The 26581-nt window shown below is 55.9% G+C and carries 27 protein-coding genes; 22 read left to right on the forward strand and 5 right to left on the reverse strand.

Annotated elements, in window-relative coordinates; genetic code table 11:
- Positions 1 to 258: 258 nt before the first annotated feature.
- On the reverse strand, positions 259 to 438 hold the full coding sequence (locus HBA55_RS30330; protein ID WP_166999262.1) for a hypothetical protein: 180 nt from the start codon (positions 436 to 438) through the stop codon (positions 259 to 261).
- A 331-nt stretch (positions 439 to 769) separates the two neighbouring features.
- Between HBA55_RS30330 and HBA55_RS30335 the strand changes: the two genes are divergently transcribed.
- A complete protein-coding gene (locus tag HBA55_RS30335; protein WP_166999264.1) occupies positions 770 to 2740 on the forward strand; it encodes a PAS domain-containing hybrid sensor histidine kinase/response regulator in 1971 nt (656 codons plus the stop codon).
- Between the two features lie 53 nt (positions 2741 to 2793).
- Here the strand turns inward: HBA55_RS30335 and HBA55_RS30340 are convergent, their stop codons facing one another.
- The gene (locus HBA55_RS30340) at positions 2794 to 3597 is read right to left on the reverse strand and encodes an inositol monophosphatase family protein (RefSeq protein WP_166999266.1); all 804 of its coding nucleotides are present in this window, start codon (positions 3595 to 3597) and stop codon (positions 2794 to 2796) included.
- 240 nt (positions 3598 to 3837) lie between these two features.
- Here HBA55_RS30340 and trmJ point away from each other — a divergent pair, with 240 nt between their 5' ends.
- The 21 genes from trmJ to HBA55_RS30445 all read left to right on the forward strand — a co-directional run bounded on the left by trmJ (position 3838) and on the right by HBA55_RS30445 (position 23844).
- Positions 3838 to 4668, forward strand: a complete 831-nt coding sequence (gene trmJ / locus HBA55_RS30345) for a tRNA (cytosine(32)/uridine(32)-2'-O)-methyltransferase TrmJ (protein ID WP_166999268.1) — start codon at positions 3838 to 3840, stop codon at positions 4666 to 4668.
- Between the two features lie 107 nt (positions 4669 to 4775).
- Positions 4776 to 5246, forward strand: a complete 471-nt coding sequence (iscR, locus tag HBA55_RS30350) for a Fe-S cluster assembly transcriptional regulator IscR (RefSeq protein WP_166999270.1) — start codon at positions 4776 to 4778, stop codon at positions 5244 to 5246.
- Positions 5243 to 6388 (forward strand): aminotransferase class V-fold PLP-dependent enzyme, encoded by a 1146-nt coding sequence (locus HBA55_RS30355; RefSeq protein ID WP_166999272.1) that lies wholly within the window; start codon positions 5243 to 5245, stop codon positions 6386 to 6388. Before iscR ends, HBA55_RS30355 begins: the two co-directional genes overlap by 4 nt.
- Positions 6389 to 6492: 104 nt before the next feature.
- Positions 6493 to 7929, forward strand: coding sequence for a Fe-S cluster assembly protein SufB (gene sufB, locus HBA55_RS30360; RefSeq protein ID WP_166999274.1), 1437 nt, complete (start codon positions 6493 to 6495; stop codon positions 7927 to 7929).
- A 31-nt stretch (positions 7930 to 7960) separates the two neighbouring features.
- A complete protein-coding gene (gene sufC, locus HBA55_RS30365) occupies positions 7961 to 8731 on the forward strand; it encodes a Fe-S cluster assembly ATPase SufC (RefSeq protein ID WP_166999276.1) in 771 nt (256 codons plus the stop codon).
- Positions 8728 to 9966 carry a Fe-S cluster assembly protein SufD gene (sufD, locus tag HBA55_RS30370; protein WP_166999278.1) on the forward strand — a complete coding sequence of 413 codons (1239 nt, stop codon included), beginning with the start codon at positions 8728 to 8730 and terminating at the stop codon, positions 9964 to 9966. Before sufC ends, sufD begins: the two co-directional genes overlap by 4 nt.
- Complete coding sequence (locus tag HBA55_RS30375; RefSeq protein WP_166999283.1) at positions 9963 to 11180, forward strand: aminotransferase class V-fold PLP-dependent enzyme; 1218 nt, start codon at positions 9963 to 9965, stop codon at positions 11178 to 11180. Before sufD ends, HBA55_RS30375 begins: the two co-directional genes overlap by 4 nt.
- Positions 11181 to 11249: 69 nt before the next feature.
- Positions 11250 to 11636, forward strand: coding sequence for a HesB/IscA family protein (locus HBA55_RS30380; RefSeq protein WP_166999284.1), 387 nt, complete (start codon positions 11250 to 11252; stop codon positions 11634 to 11636).
- A gap of 75 nt (positions 11637 to 11711) precedes the next feature.
- The gene (gene sufT, locus HBA55_RS30385) at positions 11712 to 12245 is read left to right on the forward strand and encodes a putative Fe-S cluster assembly protein SufT (protein ID WP_166999285.1); all 534 of its coding nucleotides are present in this window, start codon (positions 11712 to 11714) and stop codon (positions 12243 to 12245) included.
- Positions 12246 to 12288: 43 nt separating this feature from the next.
- The gene (locus HBA55_RS30390) at positions 12289 to 12705 is read left to right on the forward strand and encodes a SufE family protein (RefSeq protein WP_166999287.1); all 417 of its coding nucleotides are present in this window, start codon (positions 12289 to 12291) and stop codon (positions 12703 to 12705) included.
- A gap of 43 nt (positions 12706 to 12748) precedes the next feature.
- Positions 12749 to 13054 carry a 2Fe-2S iron-sulfur cluster-binding protein gene (locus tag HBA55_RS30395; protein ID WP_166999289.1) on the forward strand — a complete coding sequence of 102 codons (306 nt, stop codon included), beginning with the start codon at positions 12749 to 12751 and terminating at the stop codon, positions 13052 to 13054.
- Between the two features lie 161 nt (positions 13055 to 13215).
- Complete coding sequence (gene ndk, locus HBA55_RS30400; protein ID WP_166999291.1) at positions 13216 to 13641, forward strand: nucleoside-diphosphate kinase; 426 nt, start codon at positions 13216 to 13218, stop codon at positions 13639 to 13641.
- A gap of 36 nt (positions 13642 to 13677) precedes the next feature.
- Positions 13678 to 14865 (forward strand): dual-specificity RNA methyltransferase RlmN, encoded by a 1188-nt coding sequence (gene rlmN / locus HBA55_RS30405; RefSeq protein WP_166999293.1) that lies wholly within the window; start codon positions 13678 to 13680, stop codon positions 14863 to 14865.
- A 10-nt stretch (positions 14866 to 14875) separates the two neighbouring features.
- Entirely contained in the window at positions 14876 to 15664 is a 789-nt protein-coding gene (gene pilW / locus HBA55_RS30410) for a type IV pilus biogenesis/stability protein PilW (RefSeq protein ID WP_166999295.1), read from the forward strand.
- Positions 15665 to 15682: 18 nt separating this feature from the next.
- Entirely contained in the window at positions 15683 to 16645 is a 963-nt protein-coding gene (locus tag HBA55_RS30415) for a RodZ domain-containing protein (protein WP_166999297.1), read from the forward strand.
- A 34-nt stretch (positions 16646 to 16679) separates the two neighbouring features.
- Positions 16680 to 17792 (forward strand): flavodoxin-dependent (E)-4-hydroxy-3-methylbut-2-enyl-diphosphate synthase, encoded by a 1113-nt coding sequence (gene ispG / locus HBA55_RS30420; RefSeq protein ID WP_166999302.1) that lies wholly within the window; start codon positions 16680 to 16682, stop codon positions 17790 to 17792.
- A 43-nt stretch (positions 17793 to 17835) separates the two neighbouring features.
- Positions 17836 to 19113 carry a histidine--tRNA ligase gene (gene hisS, locus HBA55_RS30425; protein ID WP_166999305.1) on the forward strand — a complete coding sequence of 426 codons (1278 nt, stop codon included), beginning with the start codon at positions 17836 to 17838 and terminating at the stop codon, positions 19111 to 19113.
- 101 nt (positions 19114 to 19214) lie between these two features.
- Positions 19215 to 19892, forward strand: coding sequence for a tetratricopeptide repeat protein (locus HBA55_RS30430; RefSeq protein ID WP_166999307.1), 678 nt, complete (start codon positions 19215 to 19217; stop codon positions 19890 to 19892).
- Positions 19889 to 21022 carry an outer membrane protein assembly factor BamB gene (bamB, locus tag HBA55_RS30435; protein ID WP_166999310.1) on the forward strand — a complete coding sequence of 378 codons (1134 nt, stop codon included), beginning with the start codon at positions 19889 to 19891 and terminating at the stop codon, positions 21020 to 21022. The genes HBA55_RS30430 and bamB overlap by 4 nt, the downstream gene beginning before the upstream one ends.
- Positions 21023 to 21116: 94 nt before the next feature.
- A complete protein-coding gene (gene der / locus HBA55_RS30440; protein WP_166999312.1) occupies positions 21117 to 22532 on the forward strand; it encodes a ribosome biogenesis GTPase Der in 1416 nt (471 codons plus the stop codon).
- Positions 22533 to 23109: 577 nt separating this feature from the next.
- Positions 23110 to 23844, forward strand: a complete 735-nt coding sequence (locus HBA55_RS30445) for a VOC family protein (protein WP_166999314.1) — start codon at positions 23110 to 23112, stop codon at positions 23842 to 23844.
- A gap of 26 nt (positions 23845 to 23870) precedes the next feature.
- On the opposite strand, the gene HBA55_RS30450 is transcribed toward HBA55_RS30445, so the two are convergent.
- Genes HBA55_RS30450 through HBA55_RS30460 form a run of 3 tightly spaced genes read right to left on the reverse strand, consistent with a single transcriptional unit; the run spans position 23871 to position 26542 of the window.
- Positions 23871 to 24794, reverse strand: a complete 924-nt coding sequence (locus HBA55_RS30450; protein WP_166999316.1) for an arginase family protein — start codon at positions 24792 to 24794, stop codon at positions 23871 to 23873.
- Positions 24791 to 25582 carry a TSUP family transporter gene (locus HBA55_RS30455; RefSeq protein ID WP_166999318.1) on the reverse strand — a complete coding sequence of 264 codons (792 nt, stop codon included), beginning with the start codon at positions 25580 to 25582 and terminating at the stop codon, positions 24791 to 24793. Before HBA55_RS30455 ends, HBA55_RS30450 begins: the two co-directional genes overlap by 4 nt.
- 54 nt (positions 25583 to 25636) lie before the next feature.
- Complete coding sequence (locus HBA55_RS30460; RefSeq protein ID WP_166999320.1) at positions 25637 to 26542, reverse strand: D-hexose-6-phosphate mutarotase; 906 nt, start codon at positions 26540 to 26542, stop codon at positions 25637 to 25639.
- Positions 26543 to 26581 lie beyond the last annotated feature (39 nt).

Genomic DNA, 26581 nt, shown 5'->3' on the forward strand with positions numbered 1-26581 from the left:
AGCACTTGCTCTGTATGTCTGTAACTAGCGAATTTCTCCGGCTGGCCATTGTGTATGGCGGGGTGGAGTTACCGGGTTCTCTCTGAGCTTGTGCCCTGCTCGCAGGGCAATTTTTTATGTACAGGATGTACGGTATATCGCGGGAGGCAGGACGCCGGAAGCGATCATGTACAGGATGTACGGTATATCGCGGGAGGCAGGACGCCGGGAGCGATCATGTACAGGATGTACGGTATATCGCGGGAGGCAGGATCCAGGTTAAATAGAATCTCTCTGAGCTTGTGCCCCGTTCGCGGGGCCTTTTTTCGGCAGCAGTTGACGCATGGGGCAGCGTCGCTGGCGTTTTGGGGTCAGTTTTTCGCGTTGTTCCGGCCCCTGGTTTTTTGCCAGCATAATAAACAGGTCTTGCAGAGTCTTGATCAGGACGCTTTGGGTCATCGCTGTTACTCCTTCCGGTTGTCGCTCGACACGGCCCACAGGGCTGTTTTCCCCTTGTCGCTCTTTCGAGCTTAGACCATCTTTCTGCTCAGTTCTATATCGCCAATTCGGCCATTCTGCACTATGTTTTAACGGTGAAAATGGGATTGGACTGTTTTCTTTGTTTATCGCTTTGTCAATTTAGGGCATGGTCTTGAGTATTGATTTGTTCTGGATCAAGTCGGGGAGAGGTCGTTGCGGTTTTTGAACAGTGTCCGGGTCATTGGTGGTGTTCGAAGATGAGTCGTTATCGGCAGCCACAGGCAGCGGAGAAACTTGAGGCGTAAAGACGTTGCAGGACTTTAAAGAGTTCCAGAGTGTTGAGTTTCAGTGTTATCAGCGCTTGTTGAAGGCTGAGGGGTTTGGCTTTTGGGAGTGGGTGCCGGAAGAGGATGCAGTGCATCTGAGAGGGGGGTTCTGGCGAACTTTGGGGTACGAGTTGGGGGACTCGGAGTCTGTGGTTCGGGTGAGTCGACTGGGAGAAGTGATTCATTCGGAGGATTGGCATGGCTTTTTGAAAACCACCGCCCGTGTTCTTGGGCGCGGTCATCGAATGCAGCAGCGGGTGAGGGTTCGTCATTCGCAAGGTGGTTATTTCTGGCTCTGTCTGGATGGGGAGATTACCCGGCGGCGTGATTTGCAGATCAGTTGTGTTTCGGGCATCGCGTTTGATGTTTCGAGTCAGCAGGAGTTGGAGCAGCGGCTGCAGAAGAGTGAGGAGCGTTTGATGCGTATTCTGGACTCTTCCAATGACGGTATTTGGGAGTGGACGGAGGCGCTGGGAGGCTTTCATTTTTCGGACCGCTGTTGGCAGCAATTGGGTTACGACGGTCACGATGATGCCATGTTGATGGGCCGTAATCGGTTGGAGGTCTGGAGAGAGCTGATACACCCGGAGGATAGAGCGCGTTTTCATCAGCACTTGGTTGATCATTTGAAGGACGACAGCACCTTTGATCTTGAGTATCGGGTGGCAACCAAGTCGGGTGGTTGGTGCTGGATTCGGGCTCGCGGCCAGTGTCATCGGGATGGGCAGGGTCGGGCGGTGAGTATGTCCGGCACCAATATGGATATCACTGAGCTGAAGCATACAGAGGAACGTCTGGTATTCGCGCGCGAGGAGGCGGTGGCGGCGAGTCAGGCCAAATCCCGGTTCTTGTCCAGCATGAGTCATGAACTGCGTACACCGTTAAACGCGATTTTGGGCTATTGCCAGGTGTTTGCGATGGACTCGGCGTTGTCTGAGCAACAGCAGCAAAGCGCTCGGGAGATTCGCAAGGCGGGCAATCATTTGTTGCAGTTGATCAATGATGTGATGGATTTGTCCCGTATTGAAGCCGGGCAGATGTCGCTGTCGCAGGAACCTGTGTTGGTCAGTCGTCTGTTGGAGGAGTGTCTCACCTGGATCAAGCCGTTGGCGGATGTTCGCCGTATTCGCATCTTGCGCGACTATGGTGTGCTGGGGGAGATCTATGTGCTGGCTGATGCAACACGTTTGAAACAGGTGTTGCTGAATCTGATCAGTAATGCGGTGAAGTACAATCGGGAGAGCGGGTTGGTTACCGCTCGCTTGCAGGCGTCGACCGGTGCATTACGCGTCGATATTGAAGACACTGGTCGCGGTATTGAGGAGGCTCGCCAGGCGGAAATCTTTGAGCCCTTTAATCGTCTGGGCGCCGAGTCCAGTGCGATAGAGGGCACGGGTGTGGGGTTGTCGATCACTCGCCAGCTGGTCAATAGCATGGGGGGCGAGATGGGTTTTCGCAGCACGCCGGGCAAAGGCAGTTGCTTCTGGGTTACCTTTCCCAGTGCGGCTGATCAAGAGCCAGCCGTTGAGCAGAACCTGTCAGACGCTGAAATCGAGCAGCAGCCCGGTCTTGGGGATGCACCTCTGAGGGTGCTTTATATTGAGGATAATCCTTCTAACATCCGAGTGCTTAAGCAGATGTTGGAGGCCTGGCCTCAGGTGCGGCTGGAGGTTGCCGATGAACCTTTTTACGGATTGTATCTTGCCCGCACCAGCCGACCGGATGTGGTGCTGATGGATATTAATCTGCCTCGAATGGATGGTTTTGAGACCTTGCTGTTTATGCAGCAGGATCCCTGTTTGCAGGGAATTCCGGTGGTGGCGTTATCGGCCAACGCGTTGCCACAGGATATCGAGAGAGGCAAGGCGGCGGGATTTTTTGAGTATCTGACCAAGCCGGTGGAGTTGCCACAGTTATTGGCGGTGTTGGCGCGCTTGAAGGTTGGAGGCCAATAATCTGAGGGCTTGCCCTGGCCACACATCTGGGGCGCGGCCAGGGTATTGGAGAATCAGACGTTGCCCATATGTTTGCCGACAATCTGCAGCAACGGTTTAAACACCTTGGGCGGTGCGCAAACCACGTTGCCGCTGTTCATGCTGTCGTTACCGCCTTTGAAGTCACTGACCAGACCGCCTGCTTCTTTGACCAACAGGATGCCCGCGGCAATGTCCCAGGCCTGCAGGTTCATTTCCCAAAAACCGTCAAAGCGGCCGGCGGCCACGTAGGCCAGGTCCAGGGCGGCCGAGCCGGGGCGGCGGATACCGGCCGTTTGGCCGGCGATGTCCTGGAGGGCGGCCAGGTAAGGGGTGATGTTTTCAAAGGCGTAGCCGTTAAAGGGGATGCCGGTGCCGATCAGGGCGCCATTCAGACCTTTGCGGCCGGAGACGCGAATACGGCGGCCGTTAAGGGCGGCGCCTTTACCGCGGCTGGCAGTGAATTCTTCGCGGGACATGGGGTTCAGGACCACGGCATGCTCGATCTGGCCTTTGTAGACGCAGGCAATGGATATGGCGAAGTGGGGGATGCCGTGGATAAAGTTGGTGGTGCCATCGAGGGGGTCGATGATCCACTCGTAATCGCTGTCAGGGTTGTTGCCTGAGCGGCCGCTTTCTTCACCCAGGATTTTGTGGTCCGGGTAGGCCTTGCGCAGGTGGTAGATAATTTCTTTCTCGGAGGCTTTGTCCACTTCTGTGACAAAGTCGTTGCGGCCTTTTTCTTCAAAAGCAACAACATCCACTCGTTCCAGGGCGCGCTCTATCAGCTCGCCAGCCTTGCGCGCGGCGCGCAGGGCGATATTCAGCATGGGTTCCATGGGGCACCAACCGTGTAATGACAGCAAAAAAATGTAAAAGAGCAAATGCAATGGCGGCGGGTACACCCGTTTGGGCGGCGGCACCCGGCACTGCATCGAAAGGGGCGCGATTATAGCAGGCTTCAGGTGAGAAAGCACCGGCTGGCCGCTACTCCCGAGAGGTTCAATTTGCTACACTGCGCGGCTTTTAATCCCCGACCGTTATTTTATCCCAGCCCATTATTGTTTCTGAGAGTCCCCATGACCGAGAGTACCGCCGACACGCCTACCCCTCTGGATAACGCCCTGCAAAAAATCCGCATCGTACTGGTCAATACCAGTCATCCGGGCAATATCGGCGGCGCTGCGAGAGCCATGAAAAATATGGGGCTGTCGCAGTTATACCTGGTGGCTCCGAGAGAATACCCCGCGGATAAGGCCGTCTGGCGTGCAGCCGGCGCTTTGGATGTGCTGGACTCGGCGGTTGTGGTGGAAACCCTTGATGAAGCCGTTGCTGACTGCGGTCTGGTGGTGGGCACCAGTGCTCGTGAGCGTCGTATTCCCTGGCCTCTGGTAACCCCCCGCGAGTGTGGTGACCGCGCCATTGCCGAGGCGGCTCACCACGAGATTGCCATTGTCTTTGGTCGTGAGGATCGGGGTCTGACCAACGAAGAGCTGCACAAGTGCAACTATCACGTCCACATTCCCGCCAATCCGGACTACAGCGCCCTGAACCTGGCCACGGCCGTGCAGGTGTTGTGCTATGAAATGCGTATGGCCTGGCTGACTGCTAAAGAAGGCAAGGCGCCCCACTTTGATGATTGGGATCAGCCACCTGCCAATAACAAGGCATTGGAGATGTATTACGAGCACCTCCAGCAAACCCTGGAGAAACTGGGTTTTCTGGAGCCGGGCAATCCCCGCCAGACCATGACCCGTCTGCGTCGTCTGTACAGCCGAATTCGCCTGGACGAAATGGAGTTAAGTATCCTTCGTGGAGTTCTGACGTCAGTACAGAATTTCATTTTCCATACAGATAAGAAGATAAAATCACTAGAGGAAGGGCAATCCAAGCAAGACGCAGAAAAATAATTCGGGCGCCGCTAATACCATAGTAAATTACTAGGTTATATACTTGACCAATCTAGTAGGTTTTTACATAATGCGCCCCTCGAAATAACTGCACGGAAAATAGGTGTATGCGTCTTACAACGAAAGGCCGCTACGCGGTTACCGCCATGCTGGACCTGGCGCTGAATGCTGACAGAGGTCCTATCAGCCTGGCGGATATCTCCAAGCGCCAGGAAATCTCACTTTCCTACCTGGAGCAGTTGTTTTCCAAGCTCCGCCAGCAAACGCTGGTGACCAGTGTTCGTGGCCCCGGCGGCGGTTATAAGCTGGCCAGATCCTCCGAAGAGATCTGTGTGGCCGAGATTATCGATGCGGTCAACGAATCCATCGACGCCACCAACTGCAATCGCACTGGCAATTGCCAGCATGGTCAGGTCTGCCTGACCCATTACCTGTGGTGCGATCTCAGCGATCAGATTCATGCCTTTCTCAGCGGTATTTCCCTGGCCAGTCTGGTGGCCCGCCAGGATGTTCGTGCAGTATCCGAGCGCCAGAATATCGAGCAGGGGCTGGAGTTGATTGAGACGGGGGACGCGTGAAGCCCATCTATCTGGATTACGCCGCCACCACTCCGGTGGATCCCGCTGTCGCCGAGGCCATGGGGCGCTGCCTGACCCTGGATGGTATTTTTGCCAATCCGGCGTCGCGTTCGCATTTATACGGCTGGCAGGCGGAAGAGCAGGTGGAGCTGGCGCGTCGCCAGGTGGCGGACCTGATTGGGTCAGACGCCCGCGAGGTGGTGTGGACCAGCGGTGCCACCGAGTCCAATAACCTCGCACTGAAAGGCATTTTTGAAGATCTTGATTTCCAGGGACACCTGATTACCTCGGTCAGCGAACACAAAGCGGTGATCGATCCGGCCAAGTGGCTGGAAGGCAAGGGCGTAGAAGTTACCTGGCTGACGCCTGACCACCGGGGTGTTGTCAGCGCCGAGCAGGTCAAAGGCGCTCTGCGAGAAGACACTCGCCTGGTCAGCCTGATGCATGTCAACAACGAGACCGGTTCGGTCAATCCGGTTGCGGAGATCGGCCGGCTGTGCCGGGACAACGATGTGCTGCTGCATGTGGATGCCGCTCAGTCCAGCGGCAAATTACCCATTGATGTTGAGGCGCTTCAGGTGGATATGCTGAGCATGTCCGCGCACAAATTTTATGGCCCCAAGGGCGTCGGTGCGCTCTATGTGAGGCGTCTGGTGCAGCGCCAACTGCAGCCGATTATTCACGGTGGTGGTCACGAACGGGGTATGCGTTCGGGCACCTTGCCAACCCATCAATTGGTGGGCATGGGTACGGCGGCTCAATTGTGTAGTGAACAAATGGCCGAAGAGGGACCGCGAATTGCCGCGCAGCGCGATCGACTCTGGCAGGGCATCTGCGAGTTGCAAGGCGTCAAGCTTAACGCTGACCCGCAAGCCGTCAGCCACGGGCATTTGAATGTCTGTTTCAGCGGTCTGGATGGCGAAGCCCTGCAGTTGTCCTTGCGCAACCTGGCGATCTCCTCGGGTTCCGCCTGCACCTCCGCCAGTGTTGAGCCCTCCTATGTGCTCAAAGCCATGGGTTTGAGTGACAACGACGCACACAGTTCCCTGAGGATCTCTCTGGGCCGCTTTACCACTGACGAAGACGTCGACCTGGCAATCGAGCATATCCGCCAGGTGGTGACACAACTGCAGGCGGGATAAATCCACCGCGGGCAAAAAAACGACAGACAAGGCGCCGCCCAAGAGCGCTGTAAAGAATTGAGTTGAGCGCGTCCCCGACGCGCCGTGATTAGCGAGTTATCATCATGACAGAGCAGATCGACAAAGCGCTGCAAAGAGAGTACGAAGCGGGTTTCGTCTCCGACATTGAGTCCGATACGTTTGAACCGGGTCTCAATGAAGATATTATCCGCCGCATCTCCAGCATGAAGCAGGAGCCCGAGTGGATGCTCGAGTGGCGGCTCAAGGCCTTTCGCAATTGGCTTGAGATGGAAGAGCCGGACTGGGCCCACGTGGACTATCCGAAGATCGATTTTCAGGCCATCTCTTACTATTCTGCGCCGAAGAGTATGAAGGACAAACCCAAGTCTCTGGACGAGGTGGACCCCGAGCTGCTGAAGACCTACGAAAAGCTGGGCATTCCCCTGCACGAGCAGATGATGCTGGCTGGAGTGGCGGTGGACGCGGTGTTCGACTCCGTCTCAGTGGTGACTACCTTCCGCGAAAAGCTGGAAGAAGCGGGTGTGATCTTTATGCCCATCAGCGAGGCGGTGCATAAGCACCCAGAGCTGGTGCAAAAGTATTTGGGCAGTGTTGTTCCGCAAAAGGACAACTACTACGCGGCGCTGAACTGCGCAGTCTTTACCGACGGCTCTTTTGTCTATATCCCCAAGGGCACCAAATGCCCCATGGAGCTGTCCACTTACTTCCGCATTAACGAGCAGAATACCGGTCAGTTCGAGCGTACCTTGATTATTGCCGACGAGGGCAGCTACGTCAGTTATCTTGAAGGTTGTACGGCGCCCCAGCGGGATGAAAACCAGCTGCATGCGGCGGTAGTTGAGCTGGTGGCGATGGATGATGCCGAAATCAAATACTCCACCGTGCAAAACTGGTATCCCGGCGACGAAGAAGGTCGTGGTGGCATCTACAACTTCGTCACCAAGCGCGGTCTCTGCCATACCAACGCCAAGATCTCCTGGACTCAGGTGGAAACCGGTTCCGCGGTAACCTGGAAGTATCCCAGCTGTGTTCTCAAGGGTGATAACAGCGTCGGCGAGTTTTACTCCGTGGCGTTGACTCGCGGCTGTCAGCAGGCAGACACCGGCACCAAGATGATTCACCTGGGCAAAAACACCCGTTCGACGATTATCTCCAAGGGTATCTCCGCTGGTCGCAGCAACAACAGCTATCGTGGCCTGGTGCGAATGAACAGCAGCGCCAAGGGCGCGCGCAACTTTACCCAATGTGACTCCCTGCTGATTGGCGACCAGTGTGGCGCCCACACCTTCCCCTATGTGGAAAGCCGCAACCCCAGCGCCATTGTCGAGCACGAAGCGACCACCTCCAAGGTGTCCGACGATCAGATGTTTTTATGTCAGCAGCGCGGCCTGGATCCGGAGAAAGCGGTGTCCATGATCGTGAATGGCTTCTGCAAAGAAGTCTTCAAAGAATTGCCGATGGAATTTGCCGTGGAAGCGGGCAAGTTGCTGGAAATCAGTCTCGAAGGTTCAGTGGGTTAATCCCAAAGTTTAGGTTGAGGAAACGTACACGATGTTATCGATTAAAAACCTGCACGCCAGTGTGGAAGACAAGCAGATTCTCAAGGGCCTCGACTTGGAGATCAAACCCGGTGAAGTTCACGCCATCATGGGTCCTAATGGCGCCGGTAAAAGTACTATGGGTTATGTGCTGTCCGGTCGCGAAGGTTACAGTGTCGAAGAAGGGTCCGTGACCCTGGATGGTACCGACCTGCTGGAGCTGGAAGCGGAAGAGCGCGCCCGCGCCGGTCTGTTTCTGGCATTTCAATACCCGGTGGAAATCCCCGGTGTCAGCAATCTGGAATTCCTGAAAGCCGCCGTGGATGCACAGCGCGAAGCACGCGGCGAAGAGGCCGTCAGCTCCAAGGACTTTTTGAAAATGGCCCGTGAAGCCTGCAAGCAGGTTCACCTACCCGCCGAATTTCTGAAACGCGGTGTCAACGAGGGTTTTTCCGGGGGAGAGAAAAAGCGCAACGAAATCATGCAAATGCTGTTACTGCAACCCAAGCTGTGCATTCTCGATGAATCGGATTCCGGTCTCGACATTGACGCACTGCAGGTCGTCGCCGAAGGGGTAAACAGCCAGCGTTCACCGGATCGCAGTTTTGTGGTGGTTACTCACTACCAGCGGCTGTTGGATTACATCAAACCCGACTACGTACACGTCTTGTCCGAGGGCAAGATTGTTAAGAGTGGCGATGCCTCGCTGGCCCAGGAGCTGGAAGATCAAGGCTACGCCTGGTTGAAAGAACAGCGTGCGGCTGACGCGGAGCAGAGTGCATGAGTAGCTGGCTGCAGACAGCGGTCGAGCGGGCCGCAGACGTCAGTGACGGGTTGGCGCTCAAGCGCCAGGCTTCACTGGAATTATTGTGTGATGCCAAGTGGCCGACTCGCAAGACCGAAGCCTGGAAGTACGTACCCATTAATGTTTGGGAGCGGGCCGAACTGTCCGGTGCCACAAACGACACTGTCAGCGCTCCCGTTATCGATGGGTTGGACAGCCTGGATGTGGTGTTCGTTAACGGACAGCTTCAGAGCGTTGCCGCTGAATCTATTGAAGGCCTGACGCTGATATCGCTGTCGGACGCGGGTGCCCAGGCCGCTGATCTATTTGGCACAATCAAGCCCGATCGTCACCTGTTTGGCCTGGTGAATGATGTTCTGGCCACCGAGGGTGTCGTTATTGATGTCGCCGCAGGTGCAGAGATCGAAAAGCCGATTCGTATTGTCAATCTGCTGGGCGAGGGTGCCGAAGCGCATACCCGCGTGCTGGTCAGGCTTGGCGCTGGCGCCAAGGCAACTGTCATTGAACACTACAGTGGCAACAGCCTCAGCCGCAATACCGGTTTTGCAGAATACCAGGTCGGTGAGAAAGCCCAGTTGGAGCACTACCGTTTTGCTCTGCAAACCGGCGAAGCAATGAGCATTGGCGGTTGCCATGTCGAGTTGGCGGAGCATTCCGAACTGAACTCCACGCTGGTGGGTTTTGGCAGCGCCCTGTCGCGGATCGATGTGGATGTGACTCACGCCGGTTCCCATGCATTTGCCAAGATGAATGCAATCTACCTGCTGGATGGCAAAGAGCTGTTTGATCTGCACAGCACCATCGAACACGCGGTGCCCAACGGTACCACCGAGGAAAACGTGCGTGGCATTGTCGCGGACAATTCCCGCGCCGTCTTCAATGGTCGCATTCATATCCATCGCGATGCGCAAAAAACGCTGGCTGAGTTGAATAACCGCAACCTGTTGTTGTCCGATCGGGCCGAAATCAATACCAAGCCGGAGTTGGAAATCTATGCTGACGACGTGCGCTGTGCACACGGCGCCACGGTGGCAGAGATCGACCAAAAAGCGCTGTATTACATGCAGTCCCGCGGTGTCAGTCGCGCCCAGGCGCAGGTTATGCTCAACTTCGGTTTTATCAACGAGTTGGTGGACCAGATGCCCAATGAGGCACTGGCAGAGTGGCTGCGTCCGCAACTGCGCGAACGCTTTGCCAGCATGGAGGTCAAATGACGTTTGATGTAGCGGCCATTCGCGAGCAGTTTCCGATTCTGTCCCGAGAGGTGGACGGCAAGCCTCTGGTGTATCTGGATAACGCGGCAACCACGCAAAAGCCCCAGTGTGTGATTGATGCGCTGGTAGATTACTACAGTACCTGCAACTCCAACGTGCATCGCGGAGCCCATCGTCTCGCCGATGAGGCGACTCAACGTTACGAAGGGGCGCGTGACATTGTCGCCGGCTTTATCAACGCGGATTGTCGCGAAGAAGTTGTCTGGACCAGCGGAACCACCGAGGCCATTAATGTTGTCGCCCACGGCCTGGCCCAGTTGCTGAAAGCCGACGATGAAGTGCTGGTGACCGAGATGGAGCATCACGCCAATCTGGTGACCTGGCAGCAGGCTTGTAAGCAAGCCGGTGCCACCCTCAAGGTGGCACCCATCTGTGACAATGGCGAGCTGCGAGTCGATGAGTTCGAAAAACTGCTCAGCGACAACACCAAGCTGGTGGCCTTTCCCCATGTATCCAATTCTCTGGGTACGATCAATCCGGTCAAGCAGCTGGTGCAGCTGGCGAAAAAAGTCGGCGCCTGGGTATTGGTGGACGGTGCCCAGGGCATCGCCCACGGTGCGGTGGATGTACGGGATCTGGGCTGCGACTTTTACGCCTTTTCCGGCCACAAAGTGTTCGGGCCAACGGGCATCGGTGTGCTCTGGGGACGCAAGTCTCTGCTGGAAGAGTGGCCGGTGTGGCAAACGGGTGGAGAAATGATTTCCGAGGTGACCTATCAGGATGCCCGCTGGAATGAGCTGCCCTATCGTCTGGAAGCCGGCACACCACATATTGCCGGTGCCATTGGCCTGGGCGAAGCCATTCGCTGGTTCTCTGAGCTGGATTTCGACGGCATGAAAGCCCACGAAACCGCATTGATGGAAAGTGCGACCCGTCAGGCAGAAGCCTTTGAAGGATTGACCATCATCGGCAATTCGCCTGAGAAAACCGGCGTACTGAGTTTTGTGATGGACGCGGGCCATCCTGCCGATATCGGCTTTTTGCTCGATCGTCAGGGCATAGCCATACGCACCGGCCACCACTGCGCCGAGCCCCTGATGAATCGCTTGGGTGTTCCTGGTACCGCCAGGGCCTCCTTCAGTATTTACAACACACTGGAAGAAGTGGATGCGCTGTTTGCAGCGCTGAAGAAAGTACAGATGATGCTGGCCTAAAAGTGTACAAGGTACAGAGAGACCAACACTTGCCTGCATCGAGATAGCCAATGACCAAAGGGAACAACAATGACCGAGACAAACTCGTCAAATGAGACGAACGCCGCCCAGGTTTTTGACCCAAACGCCCCGGCGGTAACCATGACCGAAGCGGCCCTGCGCCACTTTGAAAAGAAGCTCGCCGGGCAGGAGGGCAAAATCATTCGCCTCAGCACCGAAACCAGCGGCTGTACCGGCTACGCCTATGTGCTGGATTTTGCCGATGGGCCGGAACAGGACGACGAAGTGCTGCAGCCGGGTGAGCAGGTGACCCTGGCGGTTGACCCGCAAGCCCTGGCGATTCTGCGCGGTACCGAAATCGACATGGTCACCGAGGGCATTAACAAGGTGGTCAAGTTCAACAACCCCAACGTTATCGCCGAGTGTGGGTGTGGTGAGAGCTTCAGCGTGGCCTAAATTAAGAGCTTCAGCGTGGCTTAACCAATAGCTTCAGCGTGGCTTATTTTTTAATCTGACAGGTAGTAACAGCGAATGCAGCAAAACATGGTAGTCACCCGCCGCGAGTGTCCGGCGCGGCGGGTCCCCTCCGGGGAGCCGGCGATCATCCCCGAAGGGCAGTTTATTACCATCAATCAGACCCTGGGAGGCAATTTTACCGTGACCTGGCAGGGTAATATGCTGCGTATCGACGGCTCCGACGCGGATGCCATCGGGCAAGAGGTGGAACTGCCGGAATTTGAGGACGACGGCAGCGGCCGCATCAACGAAGAGCAGGTCTGGGCTGCACTGGATTCGATCTTCGATCCCGAAATCCCCATCAGCCTGGTGTCCCTGGGGCTGGTCTACGGTGTCGAGATTAATCAGGATTCGGGGCGGGTGGATGTGCGCATGACCTTGACGGCACCCGGTTGCGGTATGGGCCCGGTGCTGGTCAGTGATGTAGAATACCGCACCGCCAAGGTGCCGAACGTCAAATCGGTGCAGGTGGAGCTGGTGTTTGATCCTCCCTGGTCCAAGGACATGATGAGCGAGGAAGCACAGCTGGAAGCGGGTCTGTTTTTCTGAACAGTCCAAAAGTCGAATTATCTGGATGCGATTGTAAAAGCCAATGTCACTGCCCACACCTGAAGAAATACTCGACGATCTGACCTTCTTTGACGACTGGGAAGAGCGATACAAGTACATCATCGACCTTGGCAAAGATCTGCCGGAGCTGGAGGATGCCCTGCGCACACCGGAGCGTCTGGTCAAGGGATGCCAGAGCAATGTCTGGATCGATGTGCAGGAAGACGGTGAGCAGCTGCACTTTCGGGTCGACAGCGATGCAGTCATCGTGCGTGGCCTGTTGTCGGTGGTGATGGCCGCTTACGACAACAAAACCCCAGCACAAATCGCCGCCTTTGATGTGGATGACTACTTTGAGCAACTGGATCTGGAGCGCCATCTGAGTCCCACCCGCGGTAATGGCCTGCGGGCGATCGTGGCCCGTATTCAGGGCATCGCGCAGGCAGCTCTTGCCGCCTGATCGATAGCTGCCCGTTAAATTCAGTCGATTTTCCAACAATTCCATGCCAAAAATAATTGTATTGCCGCACCGGGATATTTGCCCCAAGGGCGAGGTGGTGCAGGCCCGACAGGGGGCCAGTGTCACAGAGTCCCTGGTGGCGGCCGGTGTCGATATCGAGCATTCGTGCGGTATGAACTGCGCCTGCACCACCTGCCATATCATCCTGCGCGAGGGTGCGGATTCGGTGGCTCCGGCGGATGATCTGGAGCGCACAATTACCCGCGGCGTGATGGGATTTGGTCCCGATTCACGCCTCGGATGCCAGGTGAGGCTGGGCCGGGACGACCTGGTGGTGGAAATCCCCTGAATTCTTGTTATTTTTCGTGAATTTTGCCTGCTATTTCTCAGTTATTTCGTATTAACTTCATAATATTCCGCGTATAATTTGCGGGTTTAGGCTTCTGCCCATCAATGCTCCCATCCGGGGGCGAATTTTTAACCTTAATATCGACTGTTTTGGAGACCCAAATGGCCGTTGAACGTACCCTGTCTATCATCAAACCCGATGCTGTTGCCAAGAATGCCATCGGTGAAATCGCTGCCCGCTTTGAAAAAGCCGGCTTGAAGATTGTCGCCATGAAGATGCTGCATCTGGACGATGAGAAGGCCGGAGGCTTCTACGCTGAGCACAAAGAGCGTCCTTTCTTCGCGGATCTGGTTTCTTTCATGACCTCTGGCCCTGTTGTGGTACAGGTTCTGGAAGGTGAAAATGCCATCGCCGCCAACCGCGACCTGATGGGCGCCACCAACCCACAGGAAGCGGCTCCCGGCACCATCCGTGCCGATTTCGCTGAAACCATTGACGCCAACGCCGTTCATGGCTCTGACTCTGCCGAGTCTGCCGCCCGCGAAGTGGCTTACTTCTTTGGCGACGACGAGATCTGCCCGCGCTAAGCCGGGCTTTGGTTGGTTACCCGAGGTAAAACATTCATGACAGATACCGTGTCTGAAACTGTCTCAGATAAAAAGGCGAGCACGGAAGCCAATACAGAAAAGGTCAATCTGCTGGGCCTGTCTCAGGCGAAGCTGGAAGCTTTTTTTGAATCCATTGGTGAGAAGAAATTCCGCGCAACCCAGGTTCTGAAGTGGATTCACCAGATGGGCGTCGATAACTTCGACGAAATGACCAACATCAGCAAGGTTCTCCGCGAAAAGCTCAAGCGCATTGCGGAGATCCGTGCGCCCAAAGTCCTGCAGCAGCTCGACAGCGCCGACGGCACCCGCAAGTTCCTCATAGAAGTGACTGGCGGCAGTGCCATTGAGGCGGTGTTGATCCCCGACGGCGAGCGCGGCACCCTGTGTGTCTCCTCCCAGGTGGGCTGCTCGCTCGATTGCAGCTTTTGCTCCACGGGCAAGCAGGGCTTTAACCGCGACCTGACCGCCGCCGAGATCATCGGCCAGGTGTGGCTGGCTGCCAAATCCTACGGCCAGTTTGGCGAGAATCGCCCCCGTATCATTACCAATGTGGTGATGATGGGTATGGGTGAACCCCTGTTGAATTTCGACAATGTTGTCGATGCCATGAATCTCATGATGCATGACAACTGTTACGGCATTTCCAAGCGCCGGGTGACTCTGAGCACCTCGGGTGTGGTACCGCAGCTCGATCGTCTCGGTGAAGTCACCGATGTGTGCCTGGCCGTGTCTCTGCACGCGCCCAACGATGAGTTGCGCAATGAATTGGTACCTATCAACAAAAAGTACCCCATCGCAATGCTGCTGGATTCCGCCCAGCGCTATATCGAAGGCCTGCCGGACAATCACCGCAAGATCACGATTGAGTACACGCTGATCAATCAGCTCAATGACCGCCCCCATCACGCCCACGAGCTGGCGCAGTTGCTGCGGGATATACCGGTCAAGATCAACCTGATTCCCTTTAACCCCTTTGATCAGTCTGACTATCGTCGTGTCAGCAATAATGCCCTGAAGAACTTCCAGGACATATTGATCAAGGCGGGTTTTACCACCACCATTCGCACCACCCGTGGTGACGATATTGATGCGGCCTGCGGACAACTGGCCGGTGCCGTCAACGACCGCACCCGTCGCAGCGAACGCCATCGGGCCGCCCATTCGGCACGCATGGAGGCCGAACCCGTACGCATTGTTAACTGAGGACGCAGATATGGCACTGAGGCCGACATTTCACCTCCCGGGGCGGGCTGCCAGGCTATCGCTTGCGCTGACTCTGGGGTTGTTGCTGAGCGCCTGTGTCACCACCACCAAGACCCCACAACAGAAGGTGGATTTGAAAAAGGCTGAACAGACCCACGTTCAGGCGGGTCTCGGTTATCTGCGACAGCGTGATAAAGAGTCGGCACGTCGACACTTTCTCAAGGCTTTGGGTATGAACGACAATTCAGCCGGTGCCCACAATGGCATCGCGCTGGTCTATCAGCTGGAAGAAGAAGTGGAACTGGCGGACAAGCACTTCCGTCGGGCGCTGAAGCTGCAGCCGGATTTTTCCCTGGCCCGCAATAACTACGGCGTGTTTCTATTTCAGCAAAAGCGTTACCAAGAGGCTCAAAAGCAATTGGCGCAAGTCGCGCAGGACTTTGGCTATAACCGCCGTCACTTCGCTCTGGTCAATCTCGGTAAAACCCAGCGCAAGCTCGGCGAAACGGATGCTGCTGTCAAATCCTTCAAGCAGGCGCTGGGTATTAACTACCGCATCGCCGCTGCGCATCTGGAACTGGCGCAACTGTATTTCGATAAAACCGAATATACGCTGTCCAAACACTATCTCGACCAGTTCGGCAAGATGTCCCGCCAGACGCCCAAAAGCCTGTGGCTGGGTATTCGCATAGAACGAATCTTTGGCAACAAAGACAAAGAAGCCAGTTATGCCCTGGCACTAAAAAACCTGCACCCGTATTCCGAGGAGTATCTGGAATACAAGAAAACCATCGACTGATAACCTGGGTGGCTGCACATGGACCATGAAACCAAAGAGTCGCCTGTACTGGAACCGTCTCCTGGCAATATGCTGCGGGTGGCCAGAACCAAGGCGGGAATGAGCCTCGAGCAGGTAGCTGAACATCTGCGCCTGAGTCCCGGTTATATACACGCCCTCGAAAACGACGAGTACGAAAAGTTGCCCGATGAGCCCTTTGTGCTGGGTTATTTTCGTGCCTACGCCAAACTGGTGCAAATTTCGCCGGACAGTCTGGTGCATGCCTATCGCCAGTACCGGGCACAGCTGCAGCACACGGTTGATCAAGTGGTACAGCCGCGCCAGGCCAATGCGGCGATGAAGTTGGATGACAAGTCAATGGTGACGGGGGGCAACCTGCGATATGTGATCGTGGTTGTGGCGCTGCTGTTGGCAACCGCTGTGGGTTGGTTTTTGATGTCCGAGATCGGCAAAAGCACGATCCCATCGAACGAGGCTACCCAGCCCAAGGCGGTTGAGATCAATGAACCTGAACCTGAACCGGCGCCTGCGGTTGAGCCCGCAGTTGAGCCCGCGGTTGAGACAGCCGCTGCCACTGAACAAGTGACGGCGGATACAGGGCCTGCTGCAGAATCTGCACCAGTGGAGGTTGCAGCGGGCGCAGAAGGCCCAACCACCACAACCGTTGCCGAAGATTCATCACCCCAATCCTCGATAAAGCCAGTGGCAGCACAGCCACTGGATCGCACGGCCACTGCAGGCCTGGATGTTCTGGAGATATCCTTTTCCAGCGAATGCTGGCTGGAAGTCACCGACAGCAACGGTGACGTAGTAGCTGCCAATCTCTACCAGCCGGGTGAGCGCGCAACTCTCCAGGGTGTGGCGCCATTTTCTGTGATGTTCGGCAATGTTCGCGGCGTCAGCGTCACTCTGAATGGTGAAACCGTCGCAACCGTGCCGGATGGCGACCGCAAGACCCTGCGCACCACGATTGGCCGCTGAATCCTATTTTGAGACTTCACACAGGTAGTATCCCATGCACTTTGAATCCCCGATAAAACGTCGCCGCTCGCGCCAGGTGATGGTTGGCAATGTGCCCGTGGGGGGCGATGCACCCATTTCGGTGCAGAGCATGACCAACACCGAGACCACGGATGTCGAGGCCACAGTGGGCCAGATCCAGCGCATTCAGAACGCCGGTGCCGACATTGTGCGGGTATCGGTTCCCTCCATGGATGCCGCTGAAGCCTTTGGTGAGATCCGCAAGCGGGTGGATATTCCCCTGGTGGCGGATATCCACTTTGATTATCGAATTGCCCTGCGGGTGGCTGATCTGGGTGTCGACTGCCTGCGCATCAACCCCGGTAATATCGGCCGTGAAAAGCGTATTCGCGCCGTGGTCGACAAAGCCAGGGATTTGAATATTCCCATTCGCATTGGTGTCAATGCGGGCTCTCTGGAAAAGGATTTACAGAAAAAGTACGGCGAACCCACACCGGATGCCCTGGTGGAATCCGCGCTGCGCCATGTTGAGATTCTCGACAGTCTGGATTTTCAGGATTTTAAAGTCAGCGTTAAGGCATCGGATGTGTTTATGGCTGTCGCCGCCTATCGTAAGCTCGCCGAGCAAATCGAGCAGCCTCTGCACCTGGGTATTACCGAAGCCGGCGGTTTTCGCGCCGGCACCGTCAAGTCCGCGGTGGGTCTGGGCATGCTGCTGATGGATGGCATCGGCGACACTCTGCGCATCTCTCTGGCGGCCGACCCGGTGGAAGAGGTCAAGGTAGGCTGGGATCTGCTCAAGAGCCTCAAACTGCGCAGTAAGGGCATCAACTTTATTGCCTGTCCCAGCTGCTCACGCCAGAATTTCGATGTCATCAAGACCATGAACGAGCTCGAAACCCGCCTGGAAGACATCACCACCCCGTTGGATGTGGCAGTGATCGGTTGTGTGGTTAATGGCCCTGGTGAAGCCAAAGAGGCCGATATCGGTCTGGCCGGTGGTACCCCGAACAACCTGATCTACGTCGATGGTGAGCCGGATCAGAAACTCAAAAAAGACAATCTGGTGGATGATCTGGAACGATTGATTCGAGCCAAGGCCGATGCCAAGGCAGAAGCCGAAAAAGACATCATCGCCAAGGCCTGAGTGCCATTACAATATTGCCAGGTAAAAAGCTAAGGACCCCACTTTGAAAAAACTGCAAGCCATTCGCGGCATGAACGATCTGTTGCCTGCTGATTCCAGCATTTGGCAGTACCTGGAATCCACCGTAGCTGACGTTGTGCAGGGCTACGGTTACCGCGAAATCCGTTTTCCGATTTTGGAACCCACCGAACTGTTTAAACGCTCCATTGGTGAAGTGACCGATATCGTCGAAAAGGAAATGTACACCTTTGACGATCGCAACGGCGACAGCGTCACCATGCGCCCGGAAGGCACCGCCAGCTGTGTGCGCACCTGCGAGCAGCATGGGCTGCTGTACAACCAGACCCAGCGCCTCTGGTACCAGGGCCCCATGTTCCGTTATGAGCGTCCCCAGAAGGGGCGTTTGCGCCAGTTCCACCAGATCGGAATTGAAACCTTTGGCATGACCGGCCCCGACATCGATGCGGAGCTGTTGTTGATGACCGCGCGTTTATGGCGCGAGTTGGGTATTGCCGATGCCGTCACTCTGCAGCTCAATACCTTGGGTTCCAGTGAGGCCCGTGCCCGGTACAAGGCGGCGTTGGTGGACTACCTCGCTGCTCGTAAGGACCAGCTTGACGAAGACAGCCAGCGCCGTCTGGACAGCAATCCGCTGCGTATTCTCGACAGTAAGGATGCCGGTACCCAGGCACTGCTGAACGATGCCCCGGCCCTGCACGACCACCTGGACGACGAGTCCCGCGAACACTTTGAGCAGCTCAAGGCCATGCTCGATGCGGCCGGCATTCGTTATGAGGTCAACCAGCGTCTGGTGCGTGGGTTGGACTACTACAGCAAAACCGTTTTTGAGTGGGTGACTGACAAGCTGGGCGCCCAGGGCACTGTCTGCGCCGGTGGCCGCTACGACGGTCTGGTGGAGCAGCTGGGCGGCAAGCCCACGCCGGCGGTGGGCTTTGCCATGGGAGTTGAGCGCCTGATTCTGATGCTGCAGGAACTAGATGTGATCCCTGCTGGTCTGAACCAGAATGTGGATGTTTACGTGGCCGCCATGGGGGGCGCCCAATCCGGTGTTCAGGCCCAGGCCTTTGCCGTGGCTGAGCGTATCCGCGATGCGCTGCCGCATCTGCGGGTGATGAGCCACTGCGGGGGAGGTAACTTCAAGAAGCAGATGAAGAAGGCGGACGCCAGCGGCGCTGATGTGGCCGTGATTATCGGTGAGGATGAAGCCGCCAAGGGTCAGGCCAGCCTCAAATATCTGCGGGAAGATCGCCCTCAACAGACACTGACCATTGAACAATTGCTGGCAGCACTGCAAGATTAGGCCCTTAAAATTTTCGGCCGACTGGTCTTAACAACTATTTTTGACATAACTAAGGAGGCTGCCGCCAGATCGGCAGCCCAAGGATCCATCAGGAGCTTTTTGTGACCGCACACCTAACAGAAGAAGAGCAGCTCGAGGCGTTAAAACGCTGGTGGGCAGAAAATGGCAAATCCACCGTCTTCGGTGTGATTCTGGCTGTAGGTGGTTATCTGGGCTGGGAGGGCTGGCAGGACCACCAGCGCACGCAGGCTGAGACGGCATCCGCCAGCTACCAGAATCTGGTGGAGGCGCTGGCTATTGATCCGGCTTCTGAACTGACGGAAGAGCAGACAGCCACAGTCAATCACTTGGCCGAGGCATTGAAATCCGACCACGCCAACAGTCTCTATGCCAGCCAGGCGGCACTGTTCCTGGCCCGCCTGGCCGTTGAGCGGGACGATCTGGAAGGCGCGGCGGCGGAGCTGCAGTGGGTGCTGGACCAAAAACCGGATGCGGCATTGGATAAGCTCACCCGTTCCCGTCTGGCGCGCGTCAAAATGGATCTTAAGCAGTACGACCAGGCTCTGGCCCTGGTGGCAGACAAAGACAGTGGCGTGTTTAAAGCGATTTTTGCCGAAATTCGTGGCGATGCCCTGTTGGCCAAGGGTGACAGTGGCCAGGCCCGTGCAGCCTATCAGCTGGCATTGGACAATCTGACAGAGGAATCCCAGGGCCGTTCGCAGCTTTTGCAAATGAAGATCAATGACCTGAAAACGGCCGCAGAGGGAGAAAATTCATGAAACGGATACTGATTCCGGCGCTGCTGGCGCTGCTGGCGGCCTGTTCCTCCAATGACGAAATCGACCTGGAACCGGCGGAGCTGGTCGATTTTGACGCAACCGTCAAAGTTGACGATGTCTGGTCGGGTGATGTCGGCATTGGCGCCGGTAAAAAATACACCTTGCTGCCCACGGCTACCACCGGCGACCAACTGTTTGCGGTGGATGCCGAAGGCCTGGTAAAGGCGTTTAACCTGGAAAGCGGCAGGGTCAACTGGGAAGTGGAGCTGGAGACCGGTGTCGCCAGTGGCGTCGGCGCCAACCAGGGCCAGGTTTTTCTGGGCACCCTCAATGGTGAACTGCTTGCTTTGGATGCCAGCGATGGCGCGGAACTCTGGCGCGCTGAGGTGGGCGGAGAAGTCCTGGCACCCCCTCAGAGCAATGGTTCCGAAGTGGTTGTTCAGACCCTGGACGGAAAGATTCATGGTTACAGCGTCGGCAGTGGCGACAAGCTGTGGATGTACGACAACACCATTCCCGCGCTGACTCTGCGCGGTACGGCTACCCCGGTGGTGACCCCGACATCAGTGTATGCGGGTTTCGCCACGGGCAAGATTCTGGCGCTGGATGTCAAAGACGGCACTCTGCAGTGGGAGCAACGCGTGGCGATTGCCCAGGGCCGTTCGGAGCTGGAGCGGGTTATCGACATCAACGCTGCGCCTCTGCTGGTGGGTGATATCTTGTATTCCGGCAGCTATCAGGGGCGTCTGGTGGCGCTTAACCGTGGTACTGGCGGTGGACTTTGGGCCAAGAGCGAATCCAGTTACAACAACCTGGCTTCCGGTATCGGCTATATCTTTGTCACCGATGCGGACGACAAGGTTAAGGCCTATAACGCCACCAACGGTCAACTGATGTGGGAAAATGATCTGTTGGTGCGCCGCAAGCTGGGCGGCCCGCAGACCTTTGGCAGCTATGTTGCCGTGGCGGATTTTGAAGGCTATGTGCACATCATGGACCAGACCAATGGTGAGTTTGTGGCCCGCCGCAAGGTTGACGGCGATGGCGTACGTTCACCCATGCTGGGCGTGGGCGATGTGCTTTACGTCTACGGCAACAGCGGTGAGCTGGAGGCCCTGAAGGTCAGGTAGCCCCAGGGCCAAACCCGATTCATGTATACTGAGGCCAGAGTGGCACAACGCCGCTCTGGCCTTGCTGTTTTTACCAAGTAGGTATTTAGACCCGATGATTCCTGTAATTGCCCTGGTGGGGCGCCCCAATGTAGGCAAATCCACCCTGTTTAACCGTCTCACCAAGAGCCGCGATGCGCTGGTGGCGGACTACGCCGGTCTGACTCGCGACCGCAAATACGGCGAGGCCGAGATGCTGGGGCATAAGTTTATGCTGATTGATACTGGCGGTATCAGTGGCGACGAGGAAGGCATTGATGAGGCGATGGCCGAACAGTCTCTGCAGGCGGTGGATGAGGCCGATGCGGTGTTGTTTATGGTGGATTGTCGGGATGGTCTGACGGCTGCGGATGAGATGATCGCCCGACATTTGCGTATCAATGGTAAGCAAACATATATCGTTGCCAATAAGGTCGACGGCCAGAATTTTGATATGGCGGTGGCGCCGTTTTATGAGATGGGTCTGGGGGATATTTACCCCACCACGGCGACTCAGGGGCGCGGTGTTAAGAGTTTGATGCAGGCGGTGTTGGGTAAGTTTCCTCCTCAGGAAGAGGTGGAGGAAGAAGAGCATCGTGGTATCAAGATGGCGATTGTCGGGCGCCCGAACGTGGGCAAGTCGACTCTGGTGAATCGTTTGTTGGGCGAGGATCGGGTGATTGTTTACGATATGCCTGGCACCACCCGCGATAGTATCTATATTGATTACGAGCGCGACGGTAAGCCTTATACGATTATTGATACGGCGGGGGTTCGTCGTCGTAAGAATGTGAAGTTGACGGTGGAGAAGTTTTCTATCGTTAAGACGCTGCAGGCTATTGAAGATGCGAATGTGGTGGTGTTGGTGATGGATTCCCGTGAGGGGATTGTGGACCAGGATCTGCATTTGATGGGGCAGGTGATCGACAGTGGTCGTGCCCTGGTGGTGGCGTTAAATAAGTGGGATGGTCTGGAGAGCGAGCAGAAGGATTATATTAAGACGGAGTTGGATCGTCGGCTGCGTTTTATTGATTTTGCGGATGTGCATTTTATTTCGGCATTGCACGGTACGGGTGTGGGGCACCTGTATGAGTCGATTGAGAAGGCTTTCCACTCCGCCACGGATAAGTTGTCAACCAATCATTTGACGAAGATCTTGGAGGATGCGGTGTCGGTGCATCAGCCACCGATGGTGAATGGTCGTCGTATCAAGCTGCGTTATGCGCATTCGGGGGGGCATAATCCACCGATTATTGTGATTCATGGTAATCAGACGGATAAGATTCCCGGGCATTATACGAAGTATTTGGAGAAGACGTTCCGGCGGGCTCTGGATTTGCACGGGACGCCGGTGCGGATTCAGTTTAAGACGACGGAGAATCCGTTTGAGGGTCGTAAAAATAAGTTGACGGATCGGCAGTTGCAGAAGAAGCAGCGGTTGACGAAGCATTATCAGAAGCAGAAGAAACAGCAGAAAAAGAAAAAACAGTAAGATTCATCAAACTGGAAATGATCTTATATTCGAGATCAACAGAGAGTGATCAAGGACTGATAGACCGCTGAGTGCCATAACCGGAAGTTCGAAACGGCAGGATTTTCTTCCCGCGTAGGTCGGATTAGCTCCGCTTCGCGGAGCGTAATCCGACGGTTCCGCTGGAGCTGTTCGTTGGCTTCGGCCCGGTTTTTAACACCCTTGAATGTGCCTGCAACAGGTGATTTGTACACGGCCGCCGCCAATTTAAACCTTCGGCGGATCGGTGGATTACGAAGCGCAAAGCGCTTCTAATCCACCCTACGTCGTGCGGTCGTTGCAGACATTATCGAACGCCCATGGTGCCCTGAACCAGGATTATGAACTTCCGGTTATGGCACAAACCAGCCACCTTTTAGTCTGTGGTTCTCCGAGTTTGGTGCCTCATTAATATTGGTTCAATATTGTGTTTTCGCATTGTCGTTTCCAGCCATTTCTGTGACTGGGCTGTCACGAATTGCTCTTGAACGGCCTGGTGCTGCGGGGTAGGGTTTTCTTCTCTTGCTCAGCGAATCTGTCGTTTTATAAGGATGTCCCCGTGCCTAATGTAACCGCGTTCAACCGTATTCAATTTGCCTGCGCCGATCTCGATCAGTCGGTTTCGGAATATCAGTATTTGTTTGGCTCAGAGCCTGGTTGGCGGGGCGAAGTTTCCGTCGGTGAAGAGACGGTCTCTGCAGCATGGTTTTACCTTCAGAATACGGTGTTGGAGTTGTTGTGTTTGCCTGAGAAGAAGCCTGGGCTCTGGGGGCTGGTATTGGAGTGTGAGCAAGATTCTCTGCAGGGCGTACAGCTGGAGTCGGAGGCTAGCCGCAGCTTGCCGATCACATTGCAATCCCGTCAACTGACCTTGGATCATGCTCCCGGTGAGTCGCAGTTGCAGGATATGTGGAGCGCAATCGCGGCGATTCCCCGGGTGGATCATTTGGTGCTCTATACGTCGGATGCGGATGATTGTATTCGCCTTTTTGGTGATCTGGGCATGCGTCTGGCTCTGGATCAGACGGTGCCGGAATGGGGCGGTCGAATGGTGTTTTTTCGTTGCGGTAAGCTGACGTTGGAGATTATCGAACCCGGTAAAGGTCTGAAGGGAGCAGATTATTTTTGGGGTATCGCGTACCAGGCGGAAGACATTGAGGCGGTTTGTGCGCGCTTGAGTGAGGCGACCTTGTCGGCGGTACGAGATGGCCGCAAGCCCGGTACGCGTGTGGCTACGTTAAAGAGTCATCATTTGGGTATTCCGACGCTGTTGGTTCAGCAACTCCCCCGCTAGCAACACCATATGTCTAACCATCCCGGTTATCCCTCGAACACACGGAAGGCTTCTTCGATAACCATGGCGTGGCGCCGGACCAGGGCAGCGCGATCGTCGTCATAGCCGCCGCCGATGACGGTGGCGACCGGGAGGCCTTTTTCCCGACACAGATTGAGCACAAGGTTTTCTCGCGCTCGCAGTCCGTCCAGAGAAATATTGATCAGACCAAGCGGGTCTTCGGCATAGACATCGACGCCGGCGTCGTAGAAGACCAGTGTGGGTTTGCTTCGATCTATTGCTTTAAGGAAGGCGTTTTTTACGGTGTGCAGATATTCGTCGTCTTGTGTGCCGCGTGGCACTTCCACATCCATATCGCTGCGGGCTTTGCGGGCGGGAAAGTTTTTGTCGCAATGAACGGAGCAGGTGAATACGCGGGGTTCGTGTTCGAGGATGCGTGCGGTGCCGTCACCCTGGTGGACGTCGCAGTCAAAAATCAGAATAGATGGGTTTGGCAGTGTGGTTCGTCGGGATTCGTGGAGCAGTCCCAGGGCGGCCACTGCCAGGTCGTTGAGTACGCAAAACCCGGAGGCGGCATCCCGATGGGCGTGGTGCGTACCGCCGGCGAGATGGCAGGCGATGCCTTCTTGCAATGCCAGATGTCCGGCAAGGAAAGTGCCGTTGGGGGAGATCAGGGTGCGTTTGACCAGCCCCGGGGACCAGGGCAAACCCATGCGGCGAATTTCCTGCGGGGTTTGTTTATTGTGGATAAAACGGTCCAGGTATTCGGGGCAGTGGGCAAGTTGCAGCAGCTCCAGTTTGGCGCGCCCGGGTCGGAGTGTGTTTTCGTCGGTCGCCAGACCGTTTTGTTGTAAGTATTGGTGCAACAGTTTGAATTTTTCCATCGGGAAACGATGTCGACTGGGAAAGTCGAAGCTATAGTCGGGATGGGTTATGAGTTTGATGCTCACAGCGCTGAGAGTCCTTGATACAGGCCCATCACGCTGATCAACAGCAGGACGCTACCCAGTACCCGGAAAAAGATGGGTGTTTCAGCATTCAGCATTCTATCGTGCAGACGCAGTCCGATAACGTGTCCGACGGCGGCGCAGGGCAACAGCCACAGGTGGTGGCGCAGCTGCAGGTCGACACCCACGTAGATAAAAGCAGCCAGTTTGATGGCGACCAGAATGACCCAAAGGGCGAAGAGGGTGTCGCGCAGTTGGTGTTTGGCCACGTGGTTGGCGTAAACGGCGATAATGAGTGGCGCACCTATCAGTGAGGTGCCGCTGATGTAAGCTCCCAACACCAGAAACAGGGCGTCGAGCCAGGGGTTTTGGCTTCGAAAGGGTTTGTTAAAAATATAGGTGAGCGAGTAGAGCGCCACGATTACAAAAATAATCGCGCTCATTAAGGTATTGGGCAACAAGATCAATCCGAATACCCCCACCAGCTTGGGGATAATCATGATTAACAGGGATTTTTTCAGGTACCCCCAGGCTACGGTCCCTTCTGTTGTTGGACCGTCGTCTGTCTTTGGATGGCCCTTGTTGCGGTTGTTTTGCCATACGGTGAGAGAGGCGAATACCAACAGATGGATGGAGATGATCGGCAGGAAAACCAGCGGATCATTGTGAACCATCAGCAGGAACGGCAGTGACAGGACTGCGCCGCCAAAGCCCAGACCTGAGCGTACGAAACCACTCCAGATAAAGATCAATCCGATCAGTGCGAGTTGTAATTCGCTGAGTTCTGCCATAAAAGAGATGCGTCCGACGCTCTAGATCAATGAAAAAAGGCCAAATTGCCGTACTCAGTCGGCGAAGCGGATGCAAACTCGGGCGCTGTGATGATCACCGGGTGCCAGATCCAGGGCATTGTCAGCCGCGTCGCCCCGTTCCAGGCAGACAAAGCCAAGGTGGTTGTCTTCTCCCACGTCGGCCATGCCTGCAGCCAACTCTGTACCCGGATTCCAGACAATGGCGCTGCCGCTGTTGCTGGCCTGCACAGCCAGGCGGGGCTGTGTTTCGATGATCTGCTCATCGGGTACGGAGACATAAACCCGGTCCAATTCGCCGTTGAATCTCACGGCCCCTTGCTGGGTGGTACGAGCACGATCGCGGGTATTATCCAGATAGTGGCAGTTCTCCAGACCGGAAATCCGCACCTGTGACAGGTCGGAGACCGGGTGATAGCTGTGCAGGGCCCAGGTTACTGGCATATTGGTGTTGTCGGTGTTGGTGATCCTCAGTGCGAGGTCGATCTGGGCGCCAAGAATCATCGTTAGTTGAGCACCAAACGTGAATTCAAATTGCGGATGGGCTGTCTCGCAATAGTGATCGAAACACCAGACCAATTCGGTACGACCGTCGTCCAGGGCATTGGCGGCGCTGAGGAGCCAGTCCTGGTTACGGCAAATTCCGTGTTGAGGTTTTTCCGGATCCGAACTATGGGGTCCAAACCAGGGCAGGCAGACAGGTACACCACCTCGAATGGCTTTGCCCGGATTGAATATGGCCTGGGGGCTGAGCCATAGCAGAGGCCCCTTGGCTGTCTCGCACTCCAGTAGCTGAGCCCCCTGTTGAGCAATCACGGCTCTGCAGTGGGGGTTGTTCACCAGAACAAGCGGCATGCCTTTGCTGGCACCGTAGCATTTGGCGGTATCGCTGAGAGCCAGATGCGGGCAGGATTGGATCAGGGGTTCAAACGGGGTAGACATGTTCGCTCCTTCATGAGGGCGACCATTCTAATAGCTAGG

The sequence above is a fragment of the Pseudomaricurvus alkylphenolicus genome (assembly GCF_011683955.1).
Taxonomy (GTDB): domain Bacteria; phylum Pseudomonadota; class Gammaproteobacteria; order Pseudomonadales; family Cellvibrionaceae; genus Pseudomaricurvus; species Pseudomaricurvus alkylphenolicus.